The organism is Acidimicrobiales bacterium (genome assembly GCA_041394265.1).
Classification (GTDB): Bacteria; Actinomycetota; Acidimicrobiia; order Acidimicrobiales; family SZUA-35; genus JBBQUN01.
The window spans coordinates 1,259,166-1,283,596 of record JAWKIO010000005.1 but is presented as its reverse complement, the minus strand read 5'-3'; the positions used below and the strand labels follow the sequence as shown (position 1 = coordinate 1,283,596).

Sequence of the window (24,431 nt, the reverse complement as noted above, 5' to 3'; positions counted from 1 at the left end):
TCTAGGCCCTTCTGTCCGGGGATGGAGGTTGCTCGAAGGTGATCCGCACCATCGGCGCCTCGGCGACGAGCTGTTCGATCGGTGCCTGACCTCGGTACCACTCCGCCGCCATCGACGCGATCACCATGCGACGCTCGGCGGGGTCGTCGACCTCGGTCGCAATCGCCGGGAGGTCGGCCTCGGCCGATTCCTTGAGGTGGAACGTGAACCGAGGGTTGGCTCGCAGGTTGGCCAGCCAGTGACGAGGGCCCGGCGTGCCGGTGATGTACACCTGACCATCGACGGCGAGGAACCAGATCTCGATCCGACGGGGCTCGCCCGACTGGCGGCCGGTCGTGGTGATGTCGATCGTCAGGTCGTGCTGGAGCGCCTCTTGGATCGGGGCGGGAAGATGAGCGAAAGGTGATGGGCGATCCATGGCGACAGCCTGCCCCATCAACCGCCGGCGCGCTCGGCATCGCTGCGAACGATGCAGAAGGTGTTGCCGGCGGGATCGGCCAGCACCATCCATCCGGTGCCGTCGTCGTAGCGTCGATCGGAGACCGGAGTGGCACCCATGGCAAGTGCCCGCTCGACCTCCTCGTCGCGCCGCCGATCGTTCGGCGCCAGGTCGAGGTGGACTCGTCCCTCGGCGGGTTGGAGCTCGTCGACTTCGATGAACAGCAGCCGGTGGCCGGTGCGAGGGTCGACGATCATGCACTCCTCGTGTCCGGGCAGGTTCGGGTCACCGGGCAGGTCCTCGTACTCGAGGAACGCCTTCCACCACTCCGAGAGCGCGAACGCGTCGATGCAGTTGAACGTCGTGTGCGAGACTCGCAAGGTCATGCGGCGAGCGTAACTGCGACCGCCGAACACAGCCGCTCGGGAGGTCAACGAATGTCAGAGAAGAAGCGCGAATCGATCCTCAACTCGGCGTTCGAACCGACAACGGTGACCACCGGTGTGCACCTCGTCGCCACCCAGGGCAACGGGGTCGTGATCGAACAGGCCGACGGACTGGTGATCGTCGATGCCGGTCCCGGTGGCGGGCCCACCGACCAGATGATCACCGATGTGCGGTCGATCAGCGACCGGCGAGTGAAGGCGATCGTGTACTCGCACGGGCATGTGGGCTACAACGCCGGCGTCGCTCAATGGCGGGCCCACGCCGCCGAGCGGGGTGAGGCCGAACCGGAGCGGATCGGTCACGCCAATGTCGTCCCTCGCCTCATGCGCTACACCGCGATGTTCGACAACCAGGTCATGCTGAACCAGTGGCAGTTCCCCCGAGCGAGGAGGGCGTCGCTCGAGCGCGGCTTGGCGATCGAGCATCCGTCGGTCACGTTCGACGATCGGCTCGTGCTCGACGATGCCGACTGTCCCATCGAGATCTTCTGGGCACCATCGGAAACCGATGACTGTGTGGCCTTGTGGTTGCCGAAGCAGCAACTGCTCTACACCGGCCCGTCGGTCATTCCCGGCTTCCCCAACATCGGCACCCCACTACGGATCCAGCGCCTGACGCAACGTTGGATCGACACCCTGGAGGCAATGCGCGAGCTCGGTGCCGAGACGATGATCCCCGAGTTCGGCGACGTGGTCGTCGGCGTCGATGCCGTTGCCGAGCGACTGTCCCGCAACATCGATGCGCTTCGCTGGCTGCTCGATGAGACACTCGCCCGGCTGAACCGGGGGATGACCGATGTCGAGATCCTCCACGACCTCGAGTACCCGTCCGACCTGTTCGACGCCCCGTATCTCGTGCCGAGCTACGGCTCGCCCGACTACGTCGTCCGAGACATCGTGCGTGAGAACTCGGGCTGGTGGTCCCGGGACAATCCGACCGACCTCCACCCGGCACACCCCGACGACGCTGCGGCCGCCGTGCTCGCCGCCGTCGATCCGGCGACGGTGATCGCCGCGGCTCGAACCCACCAGGCGAACGGTGACCTCCAGCTGGCCATGCACGTCATCGATCTGGTTGCCCTCGCCCCCTCCGGCGAGCCCTCGGTGATCGAGGCACGCGAATTGAAGGCCGAACTGTGCGCAGAACTGGCCCGCCAGACCGAGCCATTCGTCTCGAGGAGCCTGTACTTCGGCTTCGCCCGGCTCTATCGAGCCGGCAAGGTGCGATGGTCCCAGGCCCCCGATGGATTGGACGCTCTCGAAGCGGCGTCGGGGGTCTGACCCCGGCCGCCGGCGACCTCAGCCGTCGCCCGGGCGTCGCCGACAGCGGGCGAGGATGTCGTTACGGAGCGCATCGACGATGGCGGCATCGAGTCGCCGGTACTTCATGAGTCGCTGGAAGACCAGGTAGCCCAAGATCAGGTCGGTTTCTCGTTCCGGGTCGAGGTCGTGTCGGAGCGTTCCGTTGGCGATTCCGGCCCGGAAGATGCTGACCCCTCGCTCGTTGCGGGTCACCGAGTAGTCGAGGTGGGCGGCGCGGTACTGGGGGTCTCGGCGGGCCTTGTCGACCTGGGCCGCCAGCGCGGCCGCAAACCGGTCGTCGTTGAGCCGCTCGCACACGTGGGCGAGGTAGTGGTCGAGGTCGACTTCGAACTCGCCCGTCAGCGGCGGTGGCTCCTGCTCGGCCGTCGGCGTGAAGGCGTCGAGGAGCAGCACGGACGGATCGGGCCAATGTCGGTAGATGGTCGTGCGCGACACGCCGCTCCGCTCGGCGATCAGCTCGATGGTGGTGCCCTCGAACCCCACTTCGGCGATGAGATCGAGGGTCGCGTCCTTCACCAGGCGCTGGGTCTGCGCGATGCGGGGATCGGTACGGCGGGCCGGTTTGGGTGATGCAGGCGATGTGGGCTTCGCTGCCGATCCGTCGCGTGCCGTCATGATCGCCGAGGGTAGCCACCCAACACGCGCCGGTTGGCTTCGGTGGCGAAGGCGAGTGCGGCCATGGCCGGGAGGGTGGCGATGGCGATGGCGTCGCCGACACCCAGACGGCTCGTGCCTGCGAGCCACCCCACGGCGACGGGCGCGGCAAGGTAGGCGAGTCGCATGCCGGCGGTCATGGCACCGAGCCCGGCTCCCCGCCGACCGGGGAGGCGAGCGGCGTCGTCGTAGAGCTTGGGCATGAAGGTCGCCACCCCGACCCCGACCAGCACGAAACCGATGATCGAAATGGCGCGCTGGGGGATGAGCGCCGCCACGATGAACCCGGCGGTGGCGAGGGTGAGGCTCAGCCGGTGCAGGCCTTCCCGGCCGAGTCGGAGCTGAAGCCAGTCGCCGACGAACCGCATGAGCGTCATGCCGACGGTGTAGGCCACGAAAGCGAAGCTGCCAACCGCGGCCGCCGCCCCGAAGTCGTCGGTCATCCGGAACGTTGCCCAGTCGCCGCCGGTGACCTCGGCCACGACCGCAAACATGCCGGCCACCACCAGCAGCACGACGGGAGCGCGCCGCGGTGTGGTCGACGGTGTCGCCGGTGCCGGTTCGGCGTCGGCGTGGCCTTCCTCGTCGGTGGGCAACAGGTTCTGTGTGACGACGCTCAGCACACCGGCCATGACCACGGCAACGATGAGGAGGTGGGCGAAGGGGTCGAGGCCGGCGGCGTTCGCAGCGACGGCACCGAGTCCGCCGGCGAACATGCCGAGACTCCACAGGCCATGGAGCCGGTTCATCACGGGCGTGTGGCGGCGGGCGCTGATCCACGAACCCTGGAGGTTCATCGAGATGTCGACCATCACGTCGATGAAGGCATAGGCGAACATGCCGGCCAGGAACACTGCCGGGTGCCGCGCTGCGCCGATCACCGGGAGGCTGAGCACCATGACGACAGCCCCGACCTGGAGCACACGCCGGGTCGAGGCTCGGTCGATGACCCGGCCGGCGACGAGACTACCGACGAGCCCCAGGACACCGACGGTCGTCAGCAGCAGTCCGAAGCCGGCGACGGTGACGTCGATCCGATCGCGGATCTGCGGCGCTCGCGCCAAGAATGACGCCGTCATGGCCCCGTTCACGAAGAACTGGCCTGCCGTCGCGAGCAGTGCCCGCTGGTCGCGTGGCTCCAGCGAGCGCTGATTCATTGGCCCTCCGGGGGTGACGTCGCCGATCGTGGCGATGCTTCGGCAAGGGCGTCACCCTAACGTGCTCAACCTGCCGCTTGAGCCTTCCAGAGTGCTCGGTAGGTCGGCCAGGTGAGGTCGGACGTGATGTAGCCGTCCTCTTCGAGGATCCGCTGGAACCGGGGCAGGTTCCGGAACGGGATGCCGGAATCGACGTGATGGGCGAGGTGGTAGCCCACCCCGATCGGCACGAACATGAAGCGGGCGATCAGGCTCTGGCGGACATGGTGAGTGGTGAGTCGCCGGTCGGCCGAACGGGTCAGTCCGCCGTGCTCGGCGACCGACCGCAACCGGTTGAGGACCTGCACCACGAACACGTAGGGCACCAGCCACAACCAGACCCACAGCCAGGGGACGCCCGCAAGGGCGAAGGCGGCGAAGATGACGGCGACGCCGGCGAGGAAACGAGCGGACTTGACCCGACGGCCCGGCTTGAAGATGCCGGTGATGTCGCCCCGGTGGCGACGGTAGGCCGACACACCGGTCGCGTCCCGCCGCAGCTTCCGCAGCATCGACTCCCGGCTGATCGGGTAGAAGGCGTAGAGCACCAGGTCGGGTTCCTTCGGGCCGAACTCGTCTCGGTGGTGGTTGCCGTGGCCTCGACGATAGGAATGCGTCCCGTTGCCGAACACGGCCCACCCGCAGAGGTTGACCCCGATCAGGTCGTTGATGCGGCGGTTCGAGAACAGGAGGCGGTGTGCCCCTTCGTGGTGGAGGATGGCGATCCGGTTCTGCAGCGACGCCATGACCACGATGGCCGGCACGACCGCCCACCACGAACCGATGGCGGCGACCAGCGCCACCAACGCCACCGGTGCGCCGAAGGCGCCGATGATGCTGACTGCGTTGCGAAGATCGGCGATCTGGCGGAGCTCGGAGCGCAGCTCGGGTTTGGGGCGCCCGTCGGGACGGAGCCGCTCGCTGCCGGTGAAGGGCTCGACGGGGGGCACCATGCCGCCGGTGATCTTGGCGACGATCTCGTCGTGAGAGGGCGTTGGCGCAGACTGCAGGTCGGTCACGTCCCGCATTGTTACATCTACGATGTCAGCTGTGCAAGACATGGGATGAGAGGGGACTCGATAGGAGGAAGGGTGAGCAGCGCTTCTGGTCACGCTCCGATCCGTCACCGTCTCGCGACCTCGGCAAGGCTCAGTGCATGGTTTCCTTGGCATCGTTTCCCTTCACCCAGTCCGGTCCGGCCCGCACGCTCGGCCGGCTCGGACTCGGCGGGGCACTGGCCATGGCCGGTCTCAGTCACCTCACGTTCGCCCGCGACGAGTTCCAGGCCCAGGTTCCGTCCTGGTTCCCGGTCGATGAGGACCTGGTGGTCGTCGCCTCGGGTGTGCTCGAGATCGCCCTCGGGTCGGCCTTGGTTGCAGCCCCTCGCCGGTATCGGCCGGTGGTCGGTGCCGCCGCTGCCGCCTTCTTCATCGGGATCTTCCCCGGCAACATTGCACAATGGCGCGAAGGCGTCGACGCGTTCGGGCTGGATACCGATACAAAGCGGTTCCTGCGGCTGTTCTTTCAACCCGTACTGGTCGCCCTTGCCCTGTGGTCGACCAACGCCGTCCCGTGGCTCCGGAAGGTCGTGTCCCCTTCGACGTGAGGCAACGATTGAGTGAACTGTCCCATCTACTTCATTGAAGGGAGTTCGGGCCGATAGACAAGGGTTGCTGATGTCATTCGCCCACCCTGCTGATGAGTTCGACGCTCAATCTGACGCCCCCGTGATCCGCCCGATCACGGTTGCTGTCGCGAACGCGAAGGGTGGTGTCGGCAAGACCAGCATCGTGGCCAACGTCTGCGGTCGACTCGCAGTGGAGGGACTCCGCGTCCTGGCGATCGACCTCGATCCTCAAGGCAACCTGGCCCACGATCTCGGCTATCTCGACCGCACCGATCGTGGCCGTCACCTCCTCGGTGTGCTGCACGGCACCTCGGACCCGATGACCCTGACCGACGTTCGCCCTGGCCTCGACGTGTGGTGTGGCGGACCACGGCTGGCCCAATCCGTCGGCGCCCTGATCCCGCAGACGGCCAATCCGCTCGAGGCAGCGCTCGGTCGGGTTGCCGATCGGTACGACGTGGTGCTGCTCGATTGCCCGCCGTCGCTCGGCCCGCTGATCGACGCAGCGTTGCTCACCGCCGATGAGCTCATCGTTCCCATTCGGGCTGACCACGCCTCCCTGCACGGCCTGGAGATGATCGGCGACAAGTTCCGCGAGGTCCGTCAGGCCAATCCCGGACTCGAGCTCCTCGGGGTCACCATCTTCGATGTTTCTCGTGGCGCCACAGCACTCGCCGCCGAGGTCGCACAGGCCATCCGTCACGGCTTTGGCGGTGAGAACCTGCGGATCCTTCCCGCGATCCGGCGCTCCGAGCGCGCTGCGTTCGAGATGCGGGCCACCGGTCGCCTTGCCCATGAGTACGCCGCCGATCACGCCAGCTCGGTACCTGCCGGCAATCTGGCCGATGACTACGAAGCCTTGACCCACCAAGTCATCGGCGTGCTGCAGGCGAAGGGGCGTTTGAGCAGCCGCTGATTGCGGCACCGCGATGCGTAGGCTCGGCCGTCCAGGTCGAGTGGCGTGCGAAAGGGGTCGAGCATGTGGAAGCGGGCGGTCGTCGTCGTGATCGCCCTGGCCGCAGCATCGGGAATGGCAGCGTGCAGCGGGAGCCCGTCCTCGACGGGATCGTCCGGATCGAAGCCAGATGGCACCGATGCCGGTGGCACCGTGCTCGTCTTCGCTGCTGCATCCTTGACCGACGCCTTCGCCGAGATCGAGACGACCTTCGAGTCGGCGCATCCGGGAGTTGACGTGCGGCTCAGTATTGCCGGTAGCTCTGCACTGCGGGAGCAGATCCTCGGTGGCGCTCCCGCCGACGTCTTTGCGTCGGCCAACGAGTCCACGATGCAGGCCGTGGTCGACGCGGGCGAGGTCGATGGACGACCGGAGGTCTTCGCCCACAACGAGTTGCAGATCGCGGTGCCGGAGGGGAACCCGGCCGGTGTGCGCTCCCTGGACGACTTCGCCCGCCCCGAGCTCCTGCTCGGCCTGTGTGCCGAGGGCGTGCCTTGCGGTGACTTCGCCCTCGAGGCGTTGGCGTCCGCCGGCTTCGAACCGTCGGTCGACACCTATGAACCCGATGTGCGGGCCCTGCTCGCCAAGATCGAGGCCGGTGAGCTCGATGCCGGTGTGGTGTATCGAACCGATGTGATTGCCTCGGCTGGTGCGGTCGAGGGCGTCGACATTCCGGCGGAGCACAATGTCATCGCCGGCTATCCGATCGCGCCGCTGGTCGGCGCACCGAATCCTGAAGGCGCCGCTGCCTTCATTGCCTTCGTGCTCTCCCCGGAGGGGCAGTCGCTGCTGGCGTCCTACGGCTTCACGACCGCATAGCGTCGAAGTAGCCTGGAGCGGTGCTGTTGCAGCGAGAATTCGCCGAGCTGTCCGACGAAGCGTGGCGGCGCCTGCGGGCTCGGCTCGTAGGATTGACCGACCCGGAGTATTTCTGGGAGCCGGTTGTCGGCTGTCTGAGTGTTCGTCAGCACGACGACGGCAGCTGGCACGCCGACGAGACCGAGGGCGGTCTCGAACCGGCGCCATTCACGACGATGGCCTGGCGCCTCTGGCACCTGATCGACCTCTACGGCGAAGACCGAGCGCCGCAATGGCTCGGGGTCCCGCCGCAGGGAGATCCCATCGGGCTCGATGACCCGAACGGAGCGCCACCGGCGTCGGCTGATGAGGCCCTGGCCCTGCTCGATCGGGCGCACGATCGCTGGGACGCACATCTTCGGTTGGCCACCGACGAGGTCCTCGACCAGCGGGTCGGCGAGGTCGGCGGGCGATTCGTCGAGCACACCCGAGCGGCGTACGTGCTCCACATGCTCGATGAGTTCATCCATCACGGTGCCGAGGTGGCGCTGCTGCGTGATCTCTGGCGCGCACAAACGCGGACGCCGCCCGCCGGCTGACCGACTGGCTTCACACACCAGGCCGCGGTGAGATCGAACCCACATCGCATGCCTGCTAGCTTCGCCGCATGACATTCACCGGTCGATGCCTTTGTGGTCAGCTTTCCTACGAGGTCCAGGGCGACGTGATGGCCACCGTCGTGTGCCACTGCGATCACTGCCAGCGCCAGAGTGGCGGCGCCTTCTCGGTCAACCTGGTGATCACGGAAGACCAGATCGACGTCACCGGCGAACTGGCGACCTTCGAGGATCGAGGTGAAAGCGGCGATGCCGTCTACGTGCATCGTCGGTTCTGTGGATCGTGCGGATCACCCATCTACTCGGCCCTTGTCGAACCCGCCGGCATCATCGCGCTGAAGGCCGGCACACTCGACGACCGCTCGACCGTGGCACCGAGCGCTCAGGTGTGGACCGACCACAAGCAGGCGTGGGTCGATCTCGCCGAGCTCCCCGCCAAAGCTCGTCAGTAGGTCAGCTCAGCAAGGCGGCCGTCACGACCGCCAAACCGAGGCCGGTGGCCTGGGATCGGGTGAGTCGCTCATGGAGGATCCCCATCGCCAGCAGGATCGTGGTGACCGGGAACAGGCTCACCAACGCCCCGACGACCGCCAGGTCGCCCAGCCGCGTCGACCACAGGAACAACCCGTTGGCACTCATGTCGAGCGTCCCTGCGGCGATGGCCAGCAGCGCGCCGCGTCGTTCCGGCCGTGCCGGTCGCCTCTGCGTGGCTGCGACCACCAGCAGCACCGTCGAGGTCACCCGCGCCGCCAGCAGCGGAATGGCCCCCGCATCGTCGGGGGTCTGGGCCAGGCAGGTGAAGAACAAGCCGAAGCCAACTCCGGCACCCGCTGCGAGCAACAACGGCGAGCGGCCGGGGATGGGTGCTCGCTCGCCTCCGGCACTGGGTTGTAGGTCGCCTCCGGCGCTGGGTAACAAGTCGCCTCCGGCACTGGGTAACAAGTCGCCTCCGGCGACGAGCCAAATCGCAGGGGCGGCGAGCACGAGGCCCATCATACCCAGCGCATCAGGGCGGTCGCCCGTGCCGATGCCAACCGCCACGGGTATGACGGCCGCCAGGACCGCGCTCACCGGGCTCACCAGACGATTCGGTCCGCTGGCCAGGCCCAGGTAGAGCAGCGACAGGCCGACGAGGCCGCAGGTTCCACCCAATGCACCCCATCCGACGGCGCTGGCACTCCACTCGCCACCGAGCGCCGCCACCAGCACGCCGGCCAGGACAACGCCGACCGAACTGGTGAGCAACGTCACGGTGAGGATGGGAATCCGGCGGGTCGCGCTGCCACCGGTGAAGTCGGCGGCGCCAAAGACGGCGGCGGCGGCAAGAGCAAGGATTGCTGCCACGTCAGACCACCGGATCGTTCACGGTCAGCAGAAAGCGGGCGACCCGCTTCCGGTCATTGCGATACGCGTGCGGCAGGCTCGCCTCGAAGATGGCCGAGCTGCCCGCCCCGAGCGAAACCGTTTCGGTGCCGACCTCGAGCGTGACCGTCCCGTTGATCACATGCACTGCCTCCATGCTCCCGGCACGATGGGCGTCCGAGGTCCGTTCGTCGCCGGGCTGGAGCGACCAGGTCCACAGCTCGAGCGGGCCGCGACCGGCCAACAGGCGCGCTTCGCTGCCGGTCGGCGTCGACCACTGGACGGGAGCGTCAGCTGGCAGGTGCCCCAGCGTCACCGGCGACGTGGACGGCTCAGGCGCGAGCAGTTCGCTCAGATGGAGGTCGAAGCCATCGGCGATGGCGAGGAGTGTCGACAGCGACGGGTTTGCCTCACCTGCTTCGATCTGAGCGAGCAGTCGCCGACTGATGCCAAGGCGAGCGGCCGCATGATCAAGTGTCCACTGTCGTTCGGACCGCAGTCTTCGGACGGATTCCGCCAGCTCGATATTGGATGCATTCACAAGTGCAGGATAGTGCACTCATCGTTCGACTCCGACCGTCGGGGACTCAGATGGGCACGGCGGTCGAGTCGCCGACGCCCGCCAACTCGACCGCGAGCTCTTCGTCTTCATCGAGAGTCGCCAGCTTCGGGCTCGACTCGGTCCGTCGCTCGAGGAGTTCGGCCAGTTTCGCCATGGCCCAGATCACGCAGAAGTAGACGACACCGACGAACACGTAGGCCTGGAAATTGCCGACCCGACTGCCGGGAATGTTGGACAGGCCCGCTCCACGGCGAACGAACTCGGGGTAGCTGACCACGTAGCCGAGCGAGACGTCCTTGGTGAGCGTGGCCATCTGGGCGACGATCGCCGGAATCATGCGCCGTACCGCCTGGGGGAGCACGACGAGGAACATGGTCTGCCAGTAGGTCATGCCGACGGCCTGTGCCGCTTCGGTCTGGCCACGGTCGAGCGAGCGCACGCCGCTGCGGAAGATCTCCGACAGCACCGCCGAGTTGTAGAGCATCAACCCGACCACGACGGACCAGAAGACGCCGAGTTTGTCGTCGGATCCGGCGACGGCGAAAACGCCGAGGATCGTGAGAAGCAGCGGAATGCCGCGGAACAGCTCGACCCAGGTCACGGAGATCGTGCTCGCAACGACCGACTTGGAGAGCCGCATCAGGGCCAGGCCAAACCCCAGCGCGGTCGCCAGGATGCCGGCGACCACTGCGGCTTTCAGGCTGGCCCACAACCCGTTGGCGAGGAACTCGATGGTCCCGCCTTCGAACAGGTCGGTCCACTTTCCCGCTTCGAGCTGGCCGCGATCATTGAGCCGCATCAGGACGACCGCTGCCAGCAGTGCGAGCACCACGAGGCTGATCGCTGTTCCGATACGAACCTTGCGCCGACCCTTCGGTCCGAGTTCCTCGATCAGGTGATTCTTTGCCACGGCCCCTCCTCGTCCTATCGCTTGATGGCGTATCGGGCTTCGAGCCGGCGGAAGAGCCAACCGAAGGGCAGCAGGAAGATCAGGTAAATGGCCGTCACCACGAACAGGACCGTCCACGTGCCGATCGAGGCGTTGAGCATCCGGCTGGTGACGGCCGTGAGCTCGACGGTCGAGATCGTGAGGGCGATCGAGGTGTTCTTGAAGTTGGCGACGAACAGGTTGCCGATCGGAGCAATGACCGTGCGGAGCGCCTGTGGCACGACGATCAGCGTGAGCAGCGGGATGAAGCTCAGCCCGATGGCGCGGCCGGCCTCGATCTGGCCAGCACTCACCGCGTTGATGCCCGATCGCAGCACCTCCGCCATGTAGGCGCCGGTGTAGAGGCCGAGAGCGGCGACCGAGGTCGGGAAGGCGTCGAACACCAGACCGATCTCGCCGAGCGCAAAGTACGCCAGGAAGAAGATGACGATGAGTGGCTCGTTGCGAAAGAACGAGACGTACCACGACGCAAAGCGCGCCAGCGGTGGGATGGGGCTGACCCGGAGGGAGACGATGACGATCCCGACGACCAGGGCGAGGGCGAAGCTGAGCAGAGCCAGCGACACCGTGGTCCAGGTCGCGCTCGCGATCTGGTCGCCGTATTCGTCGAAGACGCGATCGAAGTTCATCGTGTCCCTCCGGGGCGGCTCATGAGGTCAGCAACCCTCGTTGTCGACCGCCGGCGGCTCCGGCGTGGTGGAGACGACCGTCCCGATGGTGTCCTGGTAGGCCTGGGCCCAACGACCGTCCTCATAGATGGTGGTGAGGATCGTGTTGATCTCGCAGCGCAGTGGCGAGTCCTTGGCCACACCGATGCCATACGGCTCCTCGGTGAAGGGGTTCTCGACCAGCACGTAGGCGCCGTCGGACTCCGAGGCGAGGCCGAGGAGGATCACGTTGTCGGTGCTGACGGCGTCGGCTCGACCCTGACCCATGGCGTCGGCGCACTTCGAATAGGTGTCGAAGGTGACGATGTCGGCGTCGGGTGCCATGGACTGGAGGTTCTCGAGTGACGTGGATCCCTCTGCCGTGCAGACGGTGACGTCGGCGCTGTTCAGATCATCGATGCCGGCGATGCCGAGTGGGTTGTCGGCGGGAACCATGATGTCTTGTCCGGCGACGTAGTACGGGCCGGCGAAGCTGATCTTCTCCTTGCGGGCGTCGTTGATGGTGTAGGTGGCGACCACGACCTCGACGGTGCCCTGCTCGAGGAAGGTCTCACGGTTGGCGGAGACCGCCTCCTGGAACTCCACGGGTCGACCGAGCTCTTCGCCGATGATCTTGGCGATCTCGGCATCGAAGCCGACCACACCGTCCGGGGTGTTCACCCCGAACAACGGCTGGTCGTACTTGACACCGACCTTCAGGGTCTCGCCGCTCGCTTCGCCTCCACCGCTGTCGCCGGCCGAGGCATCGCCGCCTGAGCCGGCGCTGTCGGAGCTGCAGGCCGCTGCGAACATCGCCGCTCCCGCAACCACGGCGCCGAGTCTCACTGCATAGCTTGTCTTCATTGGGTTTTCTCTCTCCCTTTGTCGTTGACCGGCGACCGAGACGGTCGTCGGGTTCTCAGCGGTCGGCGCAGGACGGCCGCCGACCGGTCAGTGCTGGATGATCTTCGAGAGGAAGCTCCTCGCTCGCTCGGACTTCGGATTCTGGTAGAACGCCTCGGGCTCGTTCTCTTCGACGATGGCGCCCGACTCCATGAAGATGATGCGGTCGCCAGCCGAGCGGGCGAACCCCATCTCGTGGGTCACGACCACCATGGTGGTTCCCTGCTCGGCGAGATCGAGCATGACCTGCAGCACCTCGTTGATCATCTCGGGGTCGAGCGCCGACGTCGGCTCGTCGAACAGCATCACCTTGGGCTTCATCGCGAGCGCACGAGCGATCGCCACTCGCTGTTGCTGTCCGCCGGAGAGCTCGGCCGGATACTTGGCGGCCTGGTGGCCGACACCGACGCGATCGAGCAGGATGCGGGCCTCGGCCTCGGCATCGGGCTTCTTCATCTTCAGGACCTTGATCGGTCCGAGGGTCACGTTCTCGAGGATGGTCTTGTGGGCGAAGAGGTTGAACGACTGGAAGACCATGCCGACCTCGGCTCGAAGCTTGGCCAGCCCCTTTCCCTCCTCGGGCAGCAACTCGCCGTCGATCCGGATCTCACCTTCCTGGATCGGCTCGAGACGGTTGATCGTTCGGATGAGTGTGGACTTGCCCGAACCTGACGGGCCGATGACGACCACGACCTCGCCCTCGTGGACCGTGAGATCGATGTCCTTGAGGGCGTGCATGTCGCCGTACCACTTGTTGATGCCGGACATCACGACCAGCGGATCACCCTTGGTCATCGCTGCCATCTCCCAATTCGGACCATGGTCGAACTTACACCGGGTGCACGGCCGGTCGCTCAGCCGGGCCGATTCCTGTGTGTGAACTCGGGGTTACGCGCCAGTGACCCCTCCCGCTGACCTAGCAGTCCGGGTCCCCAGCGCCGGTCCCCTTGAACTGTCCGCACGGGAGCCCATCTCGTTGAACTGTCCACACTGGAGCCCGATTCTGAGCTTCAGTGCGGACAGTTCGCCGGTTTGGGCTTCAGCGCGGACGGTTGGTGCGCAAGAACATCATCACCGGGCGGCGAATTGCCTTGACCGCTCCCGTGATCGAAGCTGTGGCAGCTCGACCACCGGGTTCGACCACACCTCAGGAGGCTCACCATGGGTGAAGCATTGATCATCGACGCTTGTCGCACGCCCCGCGGAATCGGCAAGCAAGGCAAGGGTGCGCTTGCGCATCTCCACCCACAGCACCTCGGCTCGACCGTGCTGCGAGCACTCGCCGAACGCACCGGCATCGACACCGGCGACGTCGACGACGTCGTGTGGGGAACCAGCGCCCAGGTGTGCGAGCAGGGCGGCGACCTCGGCCGCATGTCGGCACTCGATGCCGGCTACGACGTACGAGCCTCTGGCATGACCCTCGACCGCTTCTGTGGCTCGGGCATCACGAGCGCCAACATCGCAGCCGCCGCCGTCATGGCCGGCATGGAAGACCTCGTCGTCTCCGGTGGGACCGAGATGATGTCGCTGCCCAAGAAGGGTGTCCTCCCGATGGGCGCCAACAACCCGCATCTTCAGGAACTGCACCCTCAGTCGCACCAGGGCGTGTGCGCCGACGCCATCGCCACCATCGAGGGCATTTCGCGTGAGACGCTCGACGAGCTCGCCGCGCTCTCGCAGGCTCGTGCCCATCGAGCGATCACCGAGGGCCGCTTCGACAAGAGCCTCGTGCCGGTCTACAACCTCGACGGCACCATCGCCCTCGATCGTGAACAGTTCCCCCGCCCCGGCACCACCGCCGAGTCGCTGGCCTCCCTACCGCCGAGCTTCCCGGCCGTCGCCGACTATCGCCACTCCGAGGACTCCAAGACCTTCCGTGAGCTGATCAACCAGAAGTACCCCGACGTCGACATCCAGCATGTCCATCACGCCGGCAACTCCTCGGGTGTCGTCGACGGTTCGGCGGCGATCCTGTGGGCCAGCCCCGACTACGCCAAGGCTCATGGTCTCAAGGCTCGGGCCCGTGTCGTGGCCACCGCCAACATGGGCGACTGCCCCACCCTCATGCTGAACGCGCCGGTGCCGGCCGCTCGCAAGGTCCTCGCCAAGGCCGGACTCACGATCGACGACATCGACATCTGGGAGATCAACGAGGCCTTCGCGGTGGTATCGGAGAAGTTCCAGCGTGACCTCGACCTCGACCGCGAGAAGGTCAACGTGAACGGCGCCGCCATGGCGCTCGGCCATCCGATTGGCGCCACCGGGGCCATGCTCATCGGTACCGCGCTCGATGAGCTCGAGCGCTCCGATGGTCAGTTCGCGCTGATCACCATGTGCGCCGGCGGTGGCATGGCGCCGGCCATGATCATCGAGCGGATCTGACGATCGGCCGTTCGCTCCAGGCGCCCCCGATGAGGTGAACCGCACCGGGGTCATTCGCTGCCTGGTCGCCGCTGCGCTGTTCGGCGCGTCGGCGCCGGCAGCGTCGGCGCTTGCCGGTGAGGTTTCTTCGTTGGTGCTGGCGGGCTTGTTGTATCTCGGCGCCGGGCTCGCCGTTGCTCCCCAGGTGGTGCAATCACCACCGAGTCGAGCGGCCCTCCGACGAGAGTGGCGGCCGGCAGCCGTTGCCGTCGTGGCCGGTGGAGCGGTCGGTCCGGCGCTGCTCGTCTCCGGGCTGGCCCGGACCTCCGCCGCCACGGCATCCATCCTCCTCAACCTCGAACTCGCCGCCACGGTGGCGCTCGCAGCGACCATCTTTCGCGAGCACCTGGGCTGGCGTGTCGTGACTGGCGCCGGCCTGGTCACCGCGGCCGGAGTGCTGTTGGTGGCCGAGCCGGGCGCCGGCATCAGCCTGGGTGCTGCCCTCGTCGCCGCCGCGTGCGTCGCCTGGGGGATCGACAACGGCGTCACCGCAACGATCGACCAGTTGCGTCCCGAGCACATCGTCCTCCTCAAGGGTCTCGTCGCCGGAGGAGCCAACGTGGCGCTCGGACTCTCCCTCGGCGGCCGATCCGGAATCGACGCTGCGACCGTCGCCGCAGCGTTGCTCGTCGGTGCCGTCGGGTATGGCGTGTCGATCGTGCTGTGGGTGAAAGGGGCCCGGGACTTGGGAGCGGCCCGTGGCCAGATCATCTTCGCCACTGCGCCGTTCATCGGGGCGTCGATCGCGTGGACGGTCCTCGACGAGACCGTCACCGCCGTCCAGCTCGTCGCCGTGGTCCTGGCCGCCGCCGGCGTGGCGTTGTCGATCGAGTCGGCGCACGGCCATGCCCATCGACACGAGCCGATCGAGCACGACCACGAGCACACCCACGACGATGGCCACCATGAGCATCACGACGGCCATCCCGTCGCTCGACGGCACGCTCACCCGCACCGACACGAACCACGCGTCCATGTGCATCCGCACGTGCCCGATCTCCACCACCGCCATCTCCACGATGCGATGCCCGAGGACTGGTTTGACGTCTCGGATCCGAACTGATCGAGTGGTGCGCCGATCGATGCAGCGCACAGCGGGGACCCCAGTATGAACACGACGAACGACCAGGAGCCGGCCGAGGGCGAGAGCGAGGTGCTCGAGACGCTCGGCGGCGGCCGCAAGCTGGTGGCCGATGGCGAGGCCGGTCGTGCCGTGCTCGAGTTCACCTGCGCGCCCGAGATGTGTCATTCCGGCGGTGTGGCTCAGGGTGGTTTCGTCACCGGTTGGATCGACTCCGCCATGGCCAGTGCCTGCATCGCCCGCTACACCACCGACTACTGGATCGCCACGCTCGAAGTGAAGGTGAGCTTCTTCCGCCCGGCCACGCCGGGCGTCGTCATCGCCGAGGGCTGGATCGAACGTGCCGGCAAGCAAACGGTGTTCACCGAAGGTCGCCTGCTCGACACCGAAGGCAACGTGCTGGCCAAGGCCAGCTCGACGGTCCGCCTGGTGCCGAACCGGGTCTGACCGCCGTCGGCTTGGCTCCTCAGCCGGTGAACATGCCGCCGGCGGGGAACAACACCTGCCCGGTGATGTACGACGATTCGTCGCTCGACAAGAAGACGGCGGTCGAGGCGATCTCGCTCGGGTCACCGAAGCGGCCCATGGGTGTCATGTCGAGCATCCACTGCCGGGCGTCGTCGTTGCCTCGCATGCGGGCGGTCATCGGCGTCTCGATGTAGCCGGGGCCGATGGCGTTGATCCGAATGCCGAGTGGCGCCATCTCGAGTGCGAACGCCTTGGTCAGCATGGTGACACCGGCCTTCGACACGCAGTAGTCGACCGCACCCCGCAGCGGAACCTTGGCCGCTGCCGATGCGATGTTCACGATCGTGCCCCCGTTGCCGGCATTGAGCATCGCTCGTGCTGCCAGCTGGTTGATCATCATGACCCCGGTCAGGTTCACATCGATGACCCGTTGCCAGGCCGCGACCGGTTGGTCGAGCAGGCCGCTGCCGTCGCGCTCTATCCCGGCGCCGCTTTCGTAGCCGGCGTGCGACACGCCGGCCGCCGCGACCACGGCGTCGAGGCGACCGTGACGATCCAAGGCCTCGGCGATCAGGGACTCGTTGCTCGGGGCATCGGTGACGTCGATCTCGACCGCATGTGCGGTGCCCCCGTTCGATTCGATCGAGGCGACGACCTCTCCCGCAACGTCGAGGTGCAGGTCGCCGATGACGACCGATGCGCCTTCGTTCGCCATCGCCACGGCGCAGGCGCGGCCGATGCCGCTCGCACCGCCGGTGATCACTGCGACTCGTCCGTCCATCCGTCTCTGCGTCATGGCGGCGAGTTTGTCACGTCGGTGCGTCACGCACGAACGGATGAGCTGACGGTGTCAGCGCTCCCAGAGCACCTGCGACTGGGCGGTGTCGACATACTCCTCGATCCGGGTGATGAGGCCGTCGTCGTCGACGAAGGCGAATAGGCAGGCCGGCATCTCGACCGGCGTGCCGAGCGCGTTTGCACCCCGGAGGACATGCTGCTGCACGACGCCACCTTCGATCGAGCGCCGAACCACGTCCTCGTAGCGTCGTTCGGGCATCGACGTGATGAGCCAGGACAGTGTGCGCAGGTTCTCGTCGACGCTCTGGTCGATCTGGTCGTAGTTGTGCCAGATCGTGGCGTCGGGGTGATAGGCGGCTCGGGCCGCATCGGGGTCTCCGGCACCGATCGCTTGGATCAGTCGGTCAAGGGCAGCCTCGGCGTGGTCAGTCATGGCCGCAAACTAACCCAGACCTGCCGGTTCGATGGCAGCGATGCGGTCGGCGATCGGCCCGAGCACCGACTCGAGGTGACCTGCCGGGTCCGGTCCGGTGGCGCCGGTGATGAGGGTCGAGACGCCGATGGCGGCGAACTCCTCGGCCAGGCCGATCATGGCGTCCGGATCGGTGGTCGGTGGCCGGAACATGACCGTCACCTCGATGTCGTTGGGGTTGCGATCGAGCCGAGCACAGTGATCTCGAAGCACGTCGAGCTTGTGCTTCACCTCGGCGGGCGTCCCCATGAGATTGCAGGCGTCGGCGTACTGGGCGACCATGCGCAGCGTCTTTCGCTCACCGCCGCCGCCGATCATGATCCGGGGCCGAGGTGAACTCACGGGTGCCGGCACGCACAGGGTTTCGGCCAATTGATAGTGACGACCTTCGTAGGGCTCGGCCCCCGGGGCCCACATGGCGTTGACGATCTGCAGCGTCTCCTCGAGTCGTTCGAACCGCTCGGCCATCGGCGGAAACGGGACACCGAGCCCGAGGTGTTCGCGGTCGTACCAGGCGGCACCGATCCCGAATTCGGCCCGCCCACCGGACAGGACGTCGAGCGTGGTCACCGTCTTCGCCAGCACGCCGGGATGGCGGTACGTCACGCCGCCGACGAGCAGCCGGAACCGGAGGGTCGTTGTCTGGCCGGCGAGGAATGCCAGCGTGGTGTAGCCCTCGAGCATGGGCTGCTCGGCGGGGGCGACGGCCTCCATCTGGAAGAAGTGATCCATGCATGACAACGTGCGGACCCCCATTGCCTCGGCCCGCTTGGCCAGATCGGCGATGTCGGGTCCGATCGTTGCAGGGCCCTCAGACCAGTCGAAGCGCCACAGGTGGTAGTCGAGATGCATGGCCGTTGGTCTAGCCGATCGTCGACCTCGGCGACAGGCACAGCAGCCCGACGGCACCGATCACCGTGACTCGTCGATGCTCCCGTCCCTGACGAGCAACGCCACGCCGGCTGCGACCGCCAGGGCGACTGCCGTCAGTAGCGCGCTACCAGGAAGATCCCGACGGTCGAGCACGACGACGGCAAGCCACAGCGCCAAGGTGCATGCGGCGACGACGGCGGTCTGACGGACCCAGCGACCCAGGGTCGACACGGGAAGCTCGCCGCCGATGGGGATCGAGGCCGCCAAGGCGGTGACGGTGTGATGGATCGTCAGGCAGAGCGCAGCAACGGGGAGCCACGGCGTTGCCGGGTCGTCGATCGCCGCGTGCAGGGAGGCGATGATGATGATGTCCACGACGACGACGGCGTGCGAATCCGGCCGGAGCGACGACAGCGCAGCGAGCAAGGCAACGATGACGAAGCCGAGCGCCGACCAAATCCCGGCTGCGCCTGCGGCTCCCATCGCTGCCATCGCGGCGCATGTGGCGGTGATCCTGAGCAACCACTGCTGCGGGCTGGCGTCGACCACTCGGTCGACCGCGTACTGAAGGGATCCGGCGTTCATCGGTGGGCCAGTCGAGGGGCCGACGAGCGGCGGGCGATCTCACGCAGGACCGGATCCAGGCTGCCGGGCCCGGCCCATGTCACGACCGGTACGCCGACCCGCTGGATCGAGCGGACCTCACGGTGGCGTTCGAGCAGACGGATGCGCCACGCCAACGCCGTGGCGGCGTCGTCATCGAGATGGACGTCTGGAGGCAGCGTGTCGATCACCGCGACACTCAGACCGTGGCTGGCAATGGTGTTGGCCCGCTGCAGCACCGAGGGCGACACCAAGGGTGACAACACGATCGCCAGGGCGTCACCGGGAAGCACCGAGCGGTCGGTCGCGATCGAGACGAAACGGTTCTCGCCCGGCTCGATCGCGGCAAGGACGTCGAGGATGCGCCGGAGCTGTCGAGCCCCGCCCGCAGGATTGACGTGTGCGCTGAAGCGGGAATCCCACACCCGCAGCGAGACTCGATCGCCCCGGGTCAGGAAGTGTTCGGCGATCGCGCCGGCAGCTCGGACGGTGGTGTCGAGACTCGAGGCCTGCCCATCGATGCCTCCGGACTCACCGAAGTCGGTGTGGGCGTCGACGAGCAGGATGAGATGGGTGTCCTGATCGGCGTAGGTGGCTGTCACGTGGAGCTCGCTGCTCCGAAGCGATCGGCGCCAGTTGATCCGCCGCAGGCGATCGCCGGTCTGGAAGGGCCGAATGCCGGCGAACTCGTTGCCGTCTCCCGGGTGGGTCGAGCGGTGCAGGCCGACCAGCCCGTTTGCCCGCAAACCCGAGTGTGCGGCGTCGAAGGCATCGGGGAGGGGCAGCGCCGTCAGCCGCTTGCCGGCATCGAGCCCCCTGGATCGAAAGGCGCCCCAGGGGCTCGAGGACACGACGTTGATCGGGCCGACGACGTGGTGACCCCAGCGGACCGCTCGCATGGGGAGGGACAGCTCGACGTCGGTACACCTATCGGTGTCGACGCTCACGACACCCGACGACGGCTGCGTCTCGACCCATGCTCGCGACTGGGCGAAGAGCACGACGTGGTCGACCCCATCGATGTGGTCGAGTCGACCCGTCCATGCTGCGGCCTCGCCCTCGCGAACCGAGGTGGGGTACAGCGATCCGGCCAACGAGGGGTTGCGGTTCGGGCGGGTGACCGTGCCCCACGCTGCGATATAGGCGAACGGAGCCGCGAGAACGAGCAGCGCAGGGGAGCGGAAGACCAGTGCGGCGATCACGCCGAGCACACCGATGACCACCGCCCGGAAGTGGGCGGGGCTCGCTCGCCATGCGCCGACGGCGGCAGAACTCACCGGTGGTCGATCGGGGTCGCGTCGGCACGGGCCGGTTCGAGCACGGACGGGGTCGGTACCGATCCGAGCACGTCGGCCACGATCGACGCTCCGCTCGCATTGCTCATCCAGAGCTCCGGTTTGACCGCGACGCGATGCGCCAGCACCGGAATCGCCACCGCCTTGACGTCTTCGGGCGTCACGAAATCGCGGCCGTCGATCACCGCATGGGCTCGGGCCATCAGCATGAGCGAGAGCGAACCTCGGGGCGACGAGCCCATCAGCGCATGCGAATGCGTGCGGGTCGCGGTGGCGAGCGCCACGCAGTACCGGCCGACGCTCTCGTCGACCTCCACGTGTTCGATCGCCGCCTGCATGGTGGCCAGCGTGTCGGCATCGACGATGCGACGCAGCGTCTGCTCCTCGCGCTGCCGATCGAGTCGTCGGTGCAGCACCTCCCATTCCTCTTCGGGACTCGGGTACCCGAAGCTGACCTGGATCATGAAGCGATCGAGCTGGGCCTCGGGCAGGGGATAGGTGCCCTCGTACTCGACAGGGTTCGCCGTGGCGAGTACGTGGAATGGCACAGCGAGATGGAAGGTCTCCCCCTCGACGGTGATCTGCCGTTCCTGCATGGCTTCGAGGAGTGCGGCCTGCGTCTTGGGAGGTGTGCGATTGATCTCGTCGGCCAGCAGCAGCCCGGTGAAGAGCGGGCCCTTCCGGAACGAGAACTCGTTCACCCGTTGGTCGAAGATGAACGAGCCGGTCAGGTCGGCAGGCAGCAGGTCGGGCGTGAACTGGGCCCGGGCAAAGTCGAGCCCGAGCGTCTGTGCAAATGACCGTGCGGCCAGCGTCTTGCCCAGCCCGGGAAAGTCCTCGAGCAGGATGTGGCCGCCGGCAAGCAGACCGGCGAGCACCATCGTCAACGCATCACGCTTGCCGATCACGGCCGTCTCGATTTCATCGAGGATCGCGGCAGAGAGTTCGGAGACCTTGGACAGTTCAAGAGGTGGCATGTGGTGATGTTCCGGATGGAGAGTCGATGGGTGGGTCAGAGCGCTTCGATCAGTGTCAAGGTCGCAGCCAGCGAACGACGGCGGACCATCGAACGGCGGACGAGAGGGTCATCGACGAACCGAGCCAGCTCGGGTCCGAGGATGCGCCCCGCAGCTTGTGGGTCGCCCGCTCGGTCGACGCCGTGCTGGTCCAGCAGCAGGTCGTCGATCACGTGCACGAGCGCGTCGCCCAGTTCGTCGTCGTCGGTGTCGTCACTGCCTGCGGCGACCGACGATGCTCGAAAGGTGCGGCCAAGGCGTGCCTTGAGCACCTGGACGCGACGATCCGACGCCTGGCGCTCGGAGCTCGAGCGTCGAAAGTCATTCCAGACGATGGCTCGCGATGACGGGGCGAGCTCGACGGCCAACACGACGCCAACGATGGCGGCCGCTCCGACGAGCATGATGAGCAGCAGCCGAGGGGCAGCGACGAGCAGACCGATGGCGCCTGCCACCGTTGCGAGCACGGCGACGGGGTGCACTGCTCGGTCGGCGATGCGGATCATCCCGCTCACCGTGCAGCGGCCATGTCGTCCACCGACGGCTCGGATGACGCCACGATCAACGACTGGTGCAGCCTGTCCAGCGCGTCGAGCGCGTCGCTGCGGGCCGTCTCACCGAGTTCGTGGCGCGAAAATCGGGCCTCCCGGTAGAGGCGGGCCAGCGTGCGGATCGCTTCACCGTCGACGCTGTAGCCGGCGAGCACGCTCTCGGTGAATTCGGCCGAGGTCTGGGCACGGTGGCGGACGAGGCCCACCGATGCGACGTCGTGCTCGAGGCGGAGCCAGCATCGCACGATGGCGTTACGCGGTTCTCCGGCGAGGAGCTCGGCTCGTTGTGCGTCGGCCTCGTCGACGACCGCAGCCGCAACATCGGGGAGCACGTCGAAGGCGGTGTCCTGGCCGAAGCGGCGGCTCCAACGCAGCCCCGGGATGTTCGCGAAGAGGTCGCGGAGGAGATACAGCACGTAGAGCACCACGAGCGCAGCGCCAGTGGCGCCAAGCCACAGCAGGATCGTGGCGGGGATGCGCCCGCTGGTGTTGCGCCGCTCGACGGGGACCAGCTGCGGCGGTTCGCCCGCAGGTGACGTCGTGTCGTCGATGACGACTCCCGGAGCGTCGGGAGATGTCGGCGCTCGCTCGGCGAACTCCACCTTTCCGCTCGTCGTCACTGTGGCGAAGAGCAGGCTGATCAGCGCGCCGACGACGATGAACAGCGCGGCCCGACGACTCATGGCGCGACCATACCCTCAGACCCGCGAACCGAAGAACTGCGATGAGTCACGAGGCGAACACGAACCCTTCGTACCCGTTGGCCTGACGACGGGCGAGGTGTCGAAGGTAGGAGTCGGTCGCCGGGAAGTTCAGCAGCTGTCGCGGCTTGCCGGGGATGTTGGCGCTCATGTACCACGAGTCGGCCTTCGACAACAGGCTCGACGCAGCGACCGAGGCCACGTGATCGGTCCACTGTTGCTCGGCTTCGGGAGTCGACTCGATCCGGGTGAGGTGCTCGTCTCGCATGTGCTCGAAGAGATCGACGATCCACTCACCATGGACTTCGGCGCAGGTGGGCCCGTTGCAGAACGCCGTCGGGCTCTGCGGGCCATACATGATGATCATGTTGGGGAACTTGGACACCGACAGGCCGAGGTTGGAGGACACGCCACCCGCCCAACGATCCGAGAGCGACACGCCGTCGGTGTCGCGCAGGTCGATCTGCGTGAGACCGCCGGTATTGGCATCGAACCCCGTGGCGAACACGACCAGGTCGAGATCGAACGACGCTGCGGAGGTCTCGATGCCAGCGTTGGTGAATCGTTCGATCGGGGTGGACCGCAGGTCGACCAGATGCACGTTGTCCTGATTGAACGCCTCGTAGTAGTCCTGCTCGAGCGACGGTCGCTTGGTGCCGAAGGGGTACGGCGGCGACATCGGAGCCAGGAAGTCGGCAACCGCCGGATCGTCGATGCGTGGCCGGACCTTATCCCGCCAGAACTCATACGCAGTGAGGTTGGCCGCTTCATCGGCGAGGATGTCGTTGAAGGTCCCGACCCAGAAGTGGAAGCCACCCTTGTCCCACGCCGCCTGATAGATGCGCTCGCGCTCCTCGGGCGTGACGTCGAACGCACCGATGTCGAGCCGGAGGACATCGGTCATGCTGCCCGGCGGCGTGTTCCGGTGAGCGAACACCTCTCGGTACGTCTTCTTCGCTTCGGCCTGCTCCTCGACGCTCAGCTGGCGTTGCTGCATGGCGATGGCGGTCACCGGAGAGCGCTGGAACACGACCAGCTCGCGTGCCACCTTGCTCGCTTCCTGCACCACCTGTACGCCGCTGGCACCGGTGCCGATCACGCCGATGCGTCGCCCGGCGAGCGGCACCTCGTCTTCAGGCCAGCGGGCCGTGTGATACCACTCGCCCCCGAACTCGGCGAGGCCCGGGAAGTCGGGCACGTAGGGCTTGGACGCGAACCCGGTGCAGAGCACGAAGAAGCGCGTGTCGATCTGGCGGCCGGTATCGGTCGAGATGTGCCAGCGGCGCTGGGACTCGTCGAACGTGGCCGCCTCGACCCGGGTGTCGAGCGAGATGTCGGCACTCAGCCCGAGGACCTCGTCGACGTGGCGGAAGTAGCGGCGCAGGTCGACACCGCTCGGGAACCGTTCGGGCCAGTTCCAGTCGCGCCACACCTCTTCGATCGAGTACTCGTAGTTCGGCACGTGCGAGTCGACGCGGGCGCCCGGATAGCGATTGGCGTTCCATACGCCACCGAGGCCCGAGCCGGCCTCGACGAGATGGACGTCGAAGCCTTCCTGACGGAGGCGGTACAGCAGGTAGAGCCCGCTGAACCCGGCGCCCACGATGACGACGTCTCGTTGCTCGGTCATGGCGCCCAACCCTAAGAAGGAGGCACGCGGGGGCGCAAGAG

The 24,431-nt window shown here is 66.9% G+C and carries 29 protein-coding genes; 9 read left to right on the top strand and 20 right to left on the bottom strand.

Annotation, left to right across the window (positions count from 1 at the left end; translation table 11 throughout):
• Position 1: 1 nt before the first annotated feature.
• Positions 2-418: a nitroreductase family deazaflavin-dependent oxidoreductase gene (locus R2733_06175; protein MEZ5376085.1), complete on the bottom strand. Its 417-nt coding sequence runs from the start codon at positions 416-418 to the stop codon at positions 2-4.
• Positions 419-435: 17 nt separating this feature from the next.
• On the bottom strand, positions 436-825 hold the full coding sequence (locus R2733_06170; GenBank protein MEZ5376084.1) for a VOC family protein: 390 nt from the start codon (positions 823-825) through the stop codon (positions 436-438).
• Positions 826-876: 51 nt separating this feature from the next.
• Here R2733_06170 and R2733_06165 point away from each other — a divergent pair, with 51 nt between their 5' ends.
• Positions 877-2,166 carry an alkyl sulfatase dimerization domain-containing protein gene (locus R2733_06165; GenBank protein MEZ5376083.1) on the top strand — a complete coding sequence of 430 codons (1,290 nt, stop codon included), beginning with the start codon at positions 877-879 and terminating at the stop codon, positions 2,164-2,166.
• Positions 2,167-2,184: 18 nt separating this feature from the next.
• On the opposite strand, the gene R2733_06160 is transcribed toward R2733_06165, so the two are convergent.
• The 3 genes from R2733_06160 to R2733_06150 all read right to left on the bottom strand — a co-directional run bounded on the left by R2733_06160 (position 2,185) and on the right by R2733_06150 (position 5,077).
• Positions 2,185-2,823 (bottom strand): TetR/AcrR family transcriptional regulator, encoded by a 639-nt coding sequence (locus R2733_06160; protein MEZ5376082.1) that lies wholly within the window; start codon positions 2,821-2,823, stop codon positions 2,185-2,187.
• On the bottom strand, positions 2,820-4,019 hold the full coding sequence (locus R2733_06155; protein MEZ5376081.1) for an MFS transporter: 1,200 nt from the start codon (positions 4,017-4,019) through the stop codon (positions 2,820-2,822). The genes R2733_06160 and R2733_06155 overlap by 4 nt, the downstream gene beginning before the upstream one ends.
• A gap of 65 nt (positions 4,020-4,084) precedes the next feature.
• The gene (locus tag R2733_06150; protein ID MEZ5376080.1) at positions 4,085-5,077 is read right to left on the bottom strand and encodes a fatty acid desaturase; all 993 of its coding nucleotides are present in this window, start codon (positions 5,075-5,077) and stop codon (positions 4,085-4,087) included.
• A 137-nt stretch (positions 5,078-5,214) separates the two neighbouring features.
• Between R2733_06150 and R2733_06145 the strand changes: the two genes are divergently transcribed.
• The 5 genes from R2733_06145 (at position 5,215) to R2733_06125 (ending at position 8,507) form a co-directional block, all read left to right on the top strand.
• Positions 5,215-5,664 carry a hypothetical protein gene (locus R2733_06145; protein MEZ5376079.1) on the top strand — a complete coding sequence of 150 codons (450 nt, stop codon included), beginning with the start codon at positions 5,215-5,217 and terminating at the stop codon, positions 5,662-5,664.
• 70 nt (positions 5,665-5,734) lie between these two features.
• Positions 5,735-6,601, top strand: a complete 867-nt coding sequence (locus R2733_06140) for a ParA family protein (GenBank protein MEZ5376078.1) — start codon at positions 5,735-5,737, stop codon at positions 6,599-6,601.
• A 63-nt stretch (positions 6,602-6,664) separates the two neighbouring features.
• Entirely contained in the window at positions 6,665-7,459 is a 795-nt protein-coding gene (gene modA, locus R2733_06135) for a molybdate ABC transporter substrate-binding protein (GenBank protein ID MEZ5376077.1), read from the top strand.
• A 20-nt stretch (positions 7,460-7,479) separates the two neighbouring features.
• Complete coding sequence (locus tag R2733_06130) at positions 7,480-8,037, top strand: DinB family protein (protein ID MEZ5376076.1); 558 nt, start codon at positions 7,480-7,482, stop codon at positions 8,035-8,037.
• Positions 8,038-8,105: 68 nt separating this feature from the next.
• Positions 8,106-8,507, top strand: a complete 402-nt coding sequence (locus tag R2733_06125; protein MEZ5376075.1) for a GFA family protein — start codon at positions 8,106-8,108, stop codon at positions 8,505-8,507.
• 1 nt (position 8,508) lies between these two features.
• Here R2733_06125 and R2733_06120 read toward each other — a convergent pair whose 3' ends face one another.
• The 6 genes from R2733_06120 to R2733_06095 all read right to left on the bottom strand — a co-directional run bounded on the left by R2733_06120 (position 8,509) and on the right by R2733_06095 (position 13,282).
• Complete coding sequence (locus tag R2733_06120; GenBank protein ID MEZ5376074.1) at positions 8,509-9,399, bottom strand: DMT family transporter; 891 nt, start codon at positions 9,397-9,399, stop codon at positions 8,509-8,511.
• A gap of 1 nt (position 9,400) precedes the next feature.
• The gene (locus tag R2733_06115) at positions 9,401-9,958 is read right to left on the bottom strand and encodes an XRE family transcriptional regulator (GenBank protein MEZ5376073.1); all 558 of its coding nucleotides are present in this window, start codon (positions 9,956-9,958) and stop codon (positions 9,401-9,403) included.
• Positions 9,959-10,004: 46 nt separating this feature from the next.
• Entirely contained in the window at positions 10,005-10,889 is an 885-nt protein-coding gene (locus R2733_06110) for an amino acid ABC transporter permease (protein ID MEZ5376072.1), read from the bottom strand.
• A gap of 14 nt (positions 10,890-10,903) precedes the next feature.
• A complete protein-coding gene (locus R2733_06105) occupies positions 10,904-11,557 on the bottom strand; it encodes an amino acid ABC transporter permease (protein ID MEZ5376071.1) in 654 nt (217 codons plus the stop codon).
• Between the two features lie 27 nt (positions 11,558-11,584).
• Positions 11,585-12,439: a glutamate ABC transporter substrate-binding protein gene (locus R2733_06100; GenBank protein ID MEZ5376070.1), complete on the bottom strand. Its 855-nt coding sequence runs from the start codon at positions 12,437-12,439 to the stop codon at positions 11,585-11,587.
• 87 nt (positions 12,440-12,526) lie between these two features.
• On the bottom strand, positions 12,527-13,282 hold the full coding sequence (locus R2733_06095; GenBank protein ID MEZ5376069.1) for an amino acid ABC transporter ATP-binding protein: 756 nt from the start codon (positions 13,280-13,282) through the stop codon (positions 12,527-12,529).
• 357 nt (positions 13,283-13,639) lie between these two features.
• Here R2733_06095 and R2733_06090 point away from each other — a divergent pair, with 357 nt between their 5' ends.
• The 3 genes from R2733_06090 to R2733_06080 are packed head-to-tail and all read left to right on the top strand — an operon-like array spanning position 13,640 to position 16,430.
• The gene (locus R2733_06090) at positions 13,640-14,863 is read left to right on the top strand and encodes an acetyl-CoA C-acetyltransferase (protein MEZ5376068.1); all 1,224 of its coding nucleotides are present in this window, start codon (positions 13,640-13,642) and stop codon (positions 14,861-14,863) included.
• A 34-nt stretch (positions 14,864-14,897) separates the two neighbouring features.
• On the top strand, positions 14,898-15,965 hold the full coding sequence (locus tag R2733_06085) for a DMT family transporter (GenBank protein MEZ5376067.1): 1,068 nt from the start codon (positions 14,898-14,900) through the stop codon (positions 15,963-15,965).
• Between the two features lie 45 nt (positions 15,966-16,010).
• Entirely contained in the window at positions 16,011-16,430 is a 420-nt protein-coding gene (locus tag R2733_06080; protein MEZ5376066.1) for a PaaI family thioesterase, read from the top strand.
• A gap of 19 nt (positions 16,431-16,449) precedes the next feature.
• Here the strand turns inward: R2733_06080 and R2733_06075 are convergent, their stop codons facing one another.
• The 9 genes from R2733_06075 to R2733_06035 are packed head-to-tail and all read right to left on the bottom strand — an operon-like array spanning position 16,450 to position 24,390.
• The gene (locus tag R2733_06075) at positions 16,450-17,247 is read right to left on the bottom strand and encodes an SDR family NAD(P)-dependent oxidoreductase (GenBank protein ID MEZ5376065.1); all 798 of its coding nucleotides are present in this window, start codon (positions 17,245-17,247) and stop codon (positions 16,450-16,452) included.
• Between the two features lie 54 nt (positions 17,248-17,301).
• Positions 17,302-17,682 carry a nuclear transport factor 2 family protein gene (locus R2733_06070; protein ID MEZ5376064.1) on the bottom strand — a complete coding sequence of 127 codons (381 nt, stop codon included), beginning with the start codon at positions 17,680-17,682 and terminating at the stop codon, positions 17,302-17,304.
• 9 nt (positions 17,683-17,691) lie between these two features.
• The gene (locus R2733_06065; GenBank protein ID MEZ5376063.1) at positions 17,692-18,573 is read right to left on the bottom strand and encodes an LLM class F420-dependent oxidoreductase; all 882 of its coding nucleotides are present in this window, start codon (positions 18,571-18,573) and stop codon (positions 17,692-17,694) included.
• 60 nt (positions 18,574-18,633) lie between these two features.
• Positions 18,634-19,179 (bottom strand): hypothetical protein, encoded by a 546-nt coding sequence (locus tag R2733_06060; protein MEZ5376062.1) that lies wholly within the window; start codon positions 19,177-19,179, stop codon positions 18,634-18,636.
• The gene (locus R2733_06055; GenBank protein MEZ5376061.1) at positions 19,176-20,474 is read right to left on the bottom strand and encodes a DUF58 domain-containing protein; all 1,299 of its coding nucleotides are present in this window, start codon (positions 20,472-20,474) and stop codon (positions 19,176-19,178) included. Before R2733_06055 ends, R2733_06060 begins: the two co-directional genes overlap by 4 nt.
• Positions 20,471-21,469, bottom strand: a complete 999-nt coding sequence (locus R2733_06050) for a MoxR family ATPase (protein MEZ5376060.1) — start codon at positions 21,467-21,469, stop codon at positions 20,471-20,473. The genes R2733_06055 and R2733_06050 overlap by 4 nt, the downstream gene beginning before the upstream one ends.
• Positions 21,470-21,504: 35 nt before the next feature.
• Complete coding sequence (locus tag R2733_06045) at positions 21,505-22,014, bottom strand: hypothetical protein (protein ID MEZ5376059.1); 510 nt, start codon at positions 22,012-22,014, stop codon at positions 21,505-21,507.
• A 5-nt stretch (positions 22,015-22,019) separates the two neighbouring features.
• Positions 22,020-22,742 carry a DUF4129 domain-containing protein gene (locus R2733_06040; GenBank protein MEZ5376058.1) on the bottom strand — a complete coding sequence of 241 codons (723 nt, stop codon included), beginning with the start codon at positions 22,740-22,742 and terminating at the stop codon, positions 22,020-22,022.
• Positions 22,743-22,788: 46 nt separating this feature from the next.
• Positions 22,789-24,390 (bottom strand): NAD(P)/FAD-dependent oxidoreductase, encoded by a 1,602-nt coding sequence (locus tag R2733_06035; protein MEZ5376057.1) that lies wholly within the window; start codon positions 24,388-24,390, stop codon positions 22,789-22,791.
• Between the last annotated feature and the right edge of the window lie 41 nt (positions 24,391-24,431).

What these genes read in the sequence shown, in the direction of transcription:
- R2733_06145 (MEZ5376079.1), top strand. Translation starts at nt 5,215, where the DNA reads ATGGTTTCCTTGGCATCGTTTCCCTTCACCCAGTCCGGTCCGGCCCGC.
- R2733_06125 (MEZ5376075.1), top strand. Translation starts at nt 8,106, where the DNA reads ATGACATTCACCGGTCGATGCCTTTGTGGTCAGCTTTCCTACGAGGTC.
- R2733_06050 (MEZ5376060.1), bottom strand. Translation starts at nt 21,469, where the DNA reads ATGCCACCTCTTGAACTGTCCAAGGTCTCCGAACTCTCTGCCGCGATC.
- R2733_06065 (MEZ5376063.1), bottom strand. Translation starts at nt 18,573, where the DNA reads ATGCATCTCGACTACCACCTGTGGCGCTTCGACTGGTCTGAGGGCCCT.
- R2733_06045 (MEZ5376059.1), bottom strand. Translation starts at nt 22,014, where the DNA reads ATGATCCGCATCGCCGACCGAGCAGTGCACCCCGTCGCCGTGCTCGCA.
- R2733_06095 (MEZ5376069.1), bottom strand. Translation starts at nt 13,282, where the DNA reads ATGGCAGCGATGACCAAGGGTGATCCGCTGGTCGTGATGTCCGGCATC.
- R2733_06170 (MEZ5376084.1), bottom strand. Translation starts at nt 825, where the DNA reads ATGACCTTGCGAGTCTCGCACACGACGTTCAACTGCATCGACGCGTTC.
- R2733_06155 (MEZ5376081.1), bottom strand. Translation starts at nt 4,019, where the DNA reads ATGAATCAGCGCTCGCTGGAGCCACGCGACCAGCGGGCACTGCTCGCG.
- R2733_06175 (MEZ5376085.1), bottom strand. Translation starts at nt 418, where the DNA reads ATGGATCGCCCATCACCTTTCGCTCATCTTCCCGCCCCGATCCAAGAG.
- R2733_06100 (MEZ5376070.1), bottom strand. Translation starts at nt 12,439, where the DNA reads ATGAAGACAAGCTATGCAGTGAGACTCGGCGCCGTGGTTGCGGGAGCG.
- R2733_06080 (MEZ5376066.1), top strand. Translation starts at nt 16,011, where the DNA reads ATGAACACGACGAACGACCAGGAGCCGGCCGAGGGCGAGAGCGAGGTG.
- R2733_06090 (MEZ5376068.1), top strand. Translation starts at nt 13,640, where the DNA reads ATGGGTGAAGCATTGATCATCGACGCTTGTCGCACGCCCCGCGGAATC.
- R2733_06140 (MEZ5376078.1), top strand. Translation starts at nt 5,735, where the DNA reads ATGTCATTCGCCCACCCTGCTGATGAGTTCGACGCTCAATCTGACGCC.
- R2733_06070 (MEZ5376064.1), bottom strand. Translation starts at nt 17,682, where the DNA reads ATGACTGACCACGCCGAGGCTGCCCTTGACCGACTGATCCAAGCGATC.
- R2733_06165 (MEZ5376083.1), top strand. Translation starts at nt 877, where the DNA reads ATGTCAGAGAAGAAGCGCGAATCGATCCTCAACTCGGCGTTCGAACCG.
- R2733_06035 (MEZ5376057.1), bottom strand. Translation starts at nt 24,390, where the DNA reads ATGACCGAGCAACGAGACGTCGTCATCGTGGGCGCCGGGTTCAGCGGG.
- R2733_06060 (MEZ5376062.1), bottom strand. Translation starts at nt 19,179, where the DNA reads ATGAACGCCGGATCCCTTCAGTACGCGGTCGACCGAGTGGTCGACGCC.
- R2733_06105 (MEZ5376071.1), bottom strand. Translation starts at nt 11,557, where the DNA reads ATGAACTTCGATCGCGTCTTCGACGAATACGGCGACCAGATCGCGAGC.
- R2733_06040 (MEZ5376058.1), bottom strand. Translation starts at nt 22,742, where the DNA reads ATGAGTCGTCGGGCCGCGCTGTTCATCGTCGTCGGCGCGCTGATCAGC.
- R2733_06075 (MEZ5376065.1), bottom strand. Translation starts at nt 17,247, where the DNA reads ATGACGCAGAGACGGATGGACGGACGAGTCGCAGTGATCACCGGCGGT.
- modA (MEZ5376077.1), top strand. Translation starts at nt 6,665, where the DNA reads ATGTGGAAGCGGGCGGTCGTCGTCGTGATCGCCCTGGCCGCAGCATCG.
- R2733_06160 (MEZ5376082.1), bottom strand. Translation starts at nt 2,823, where the DNA reads ATGACGGCACGCGACGGATCGGCAGCGAAGCCCACATCGCCTGCATCA.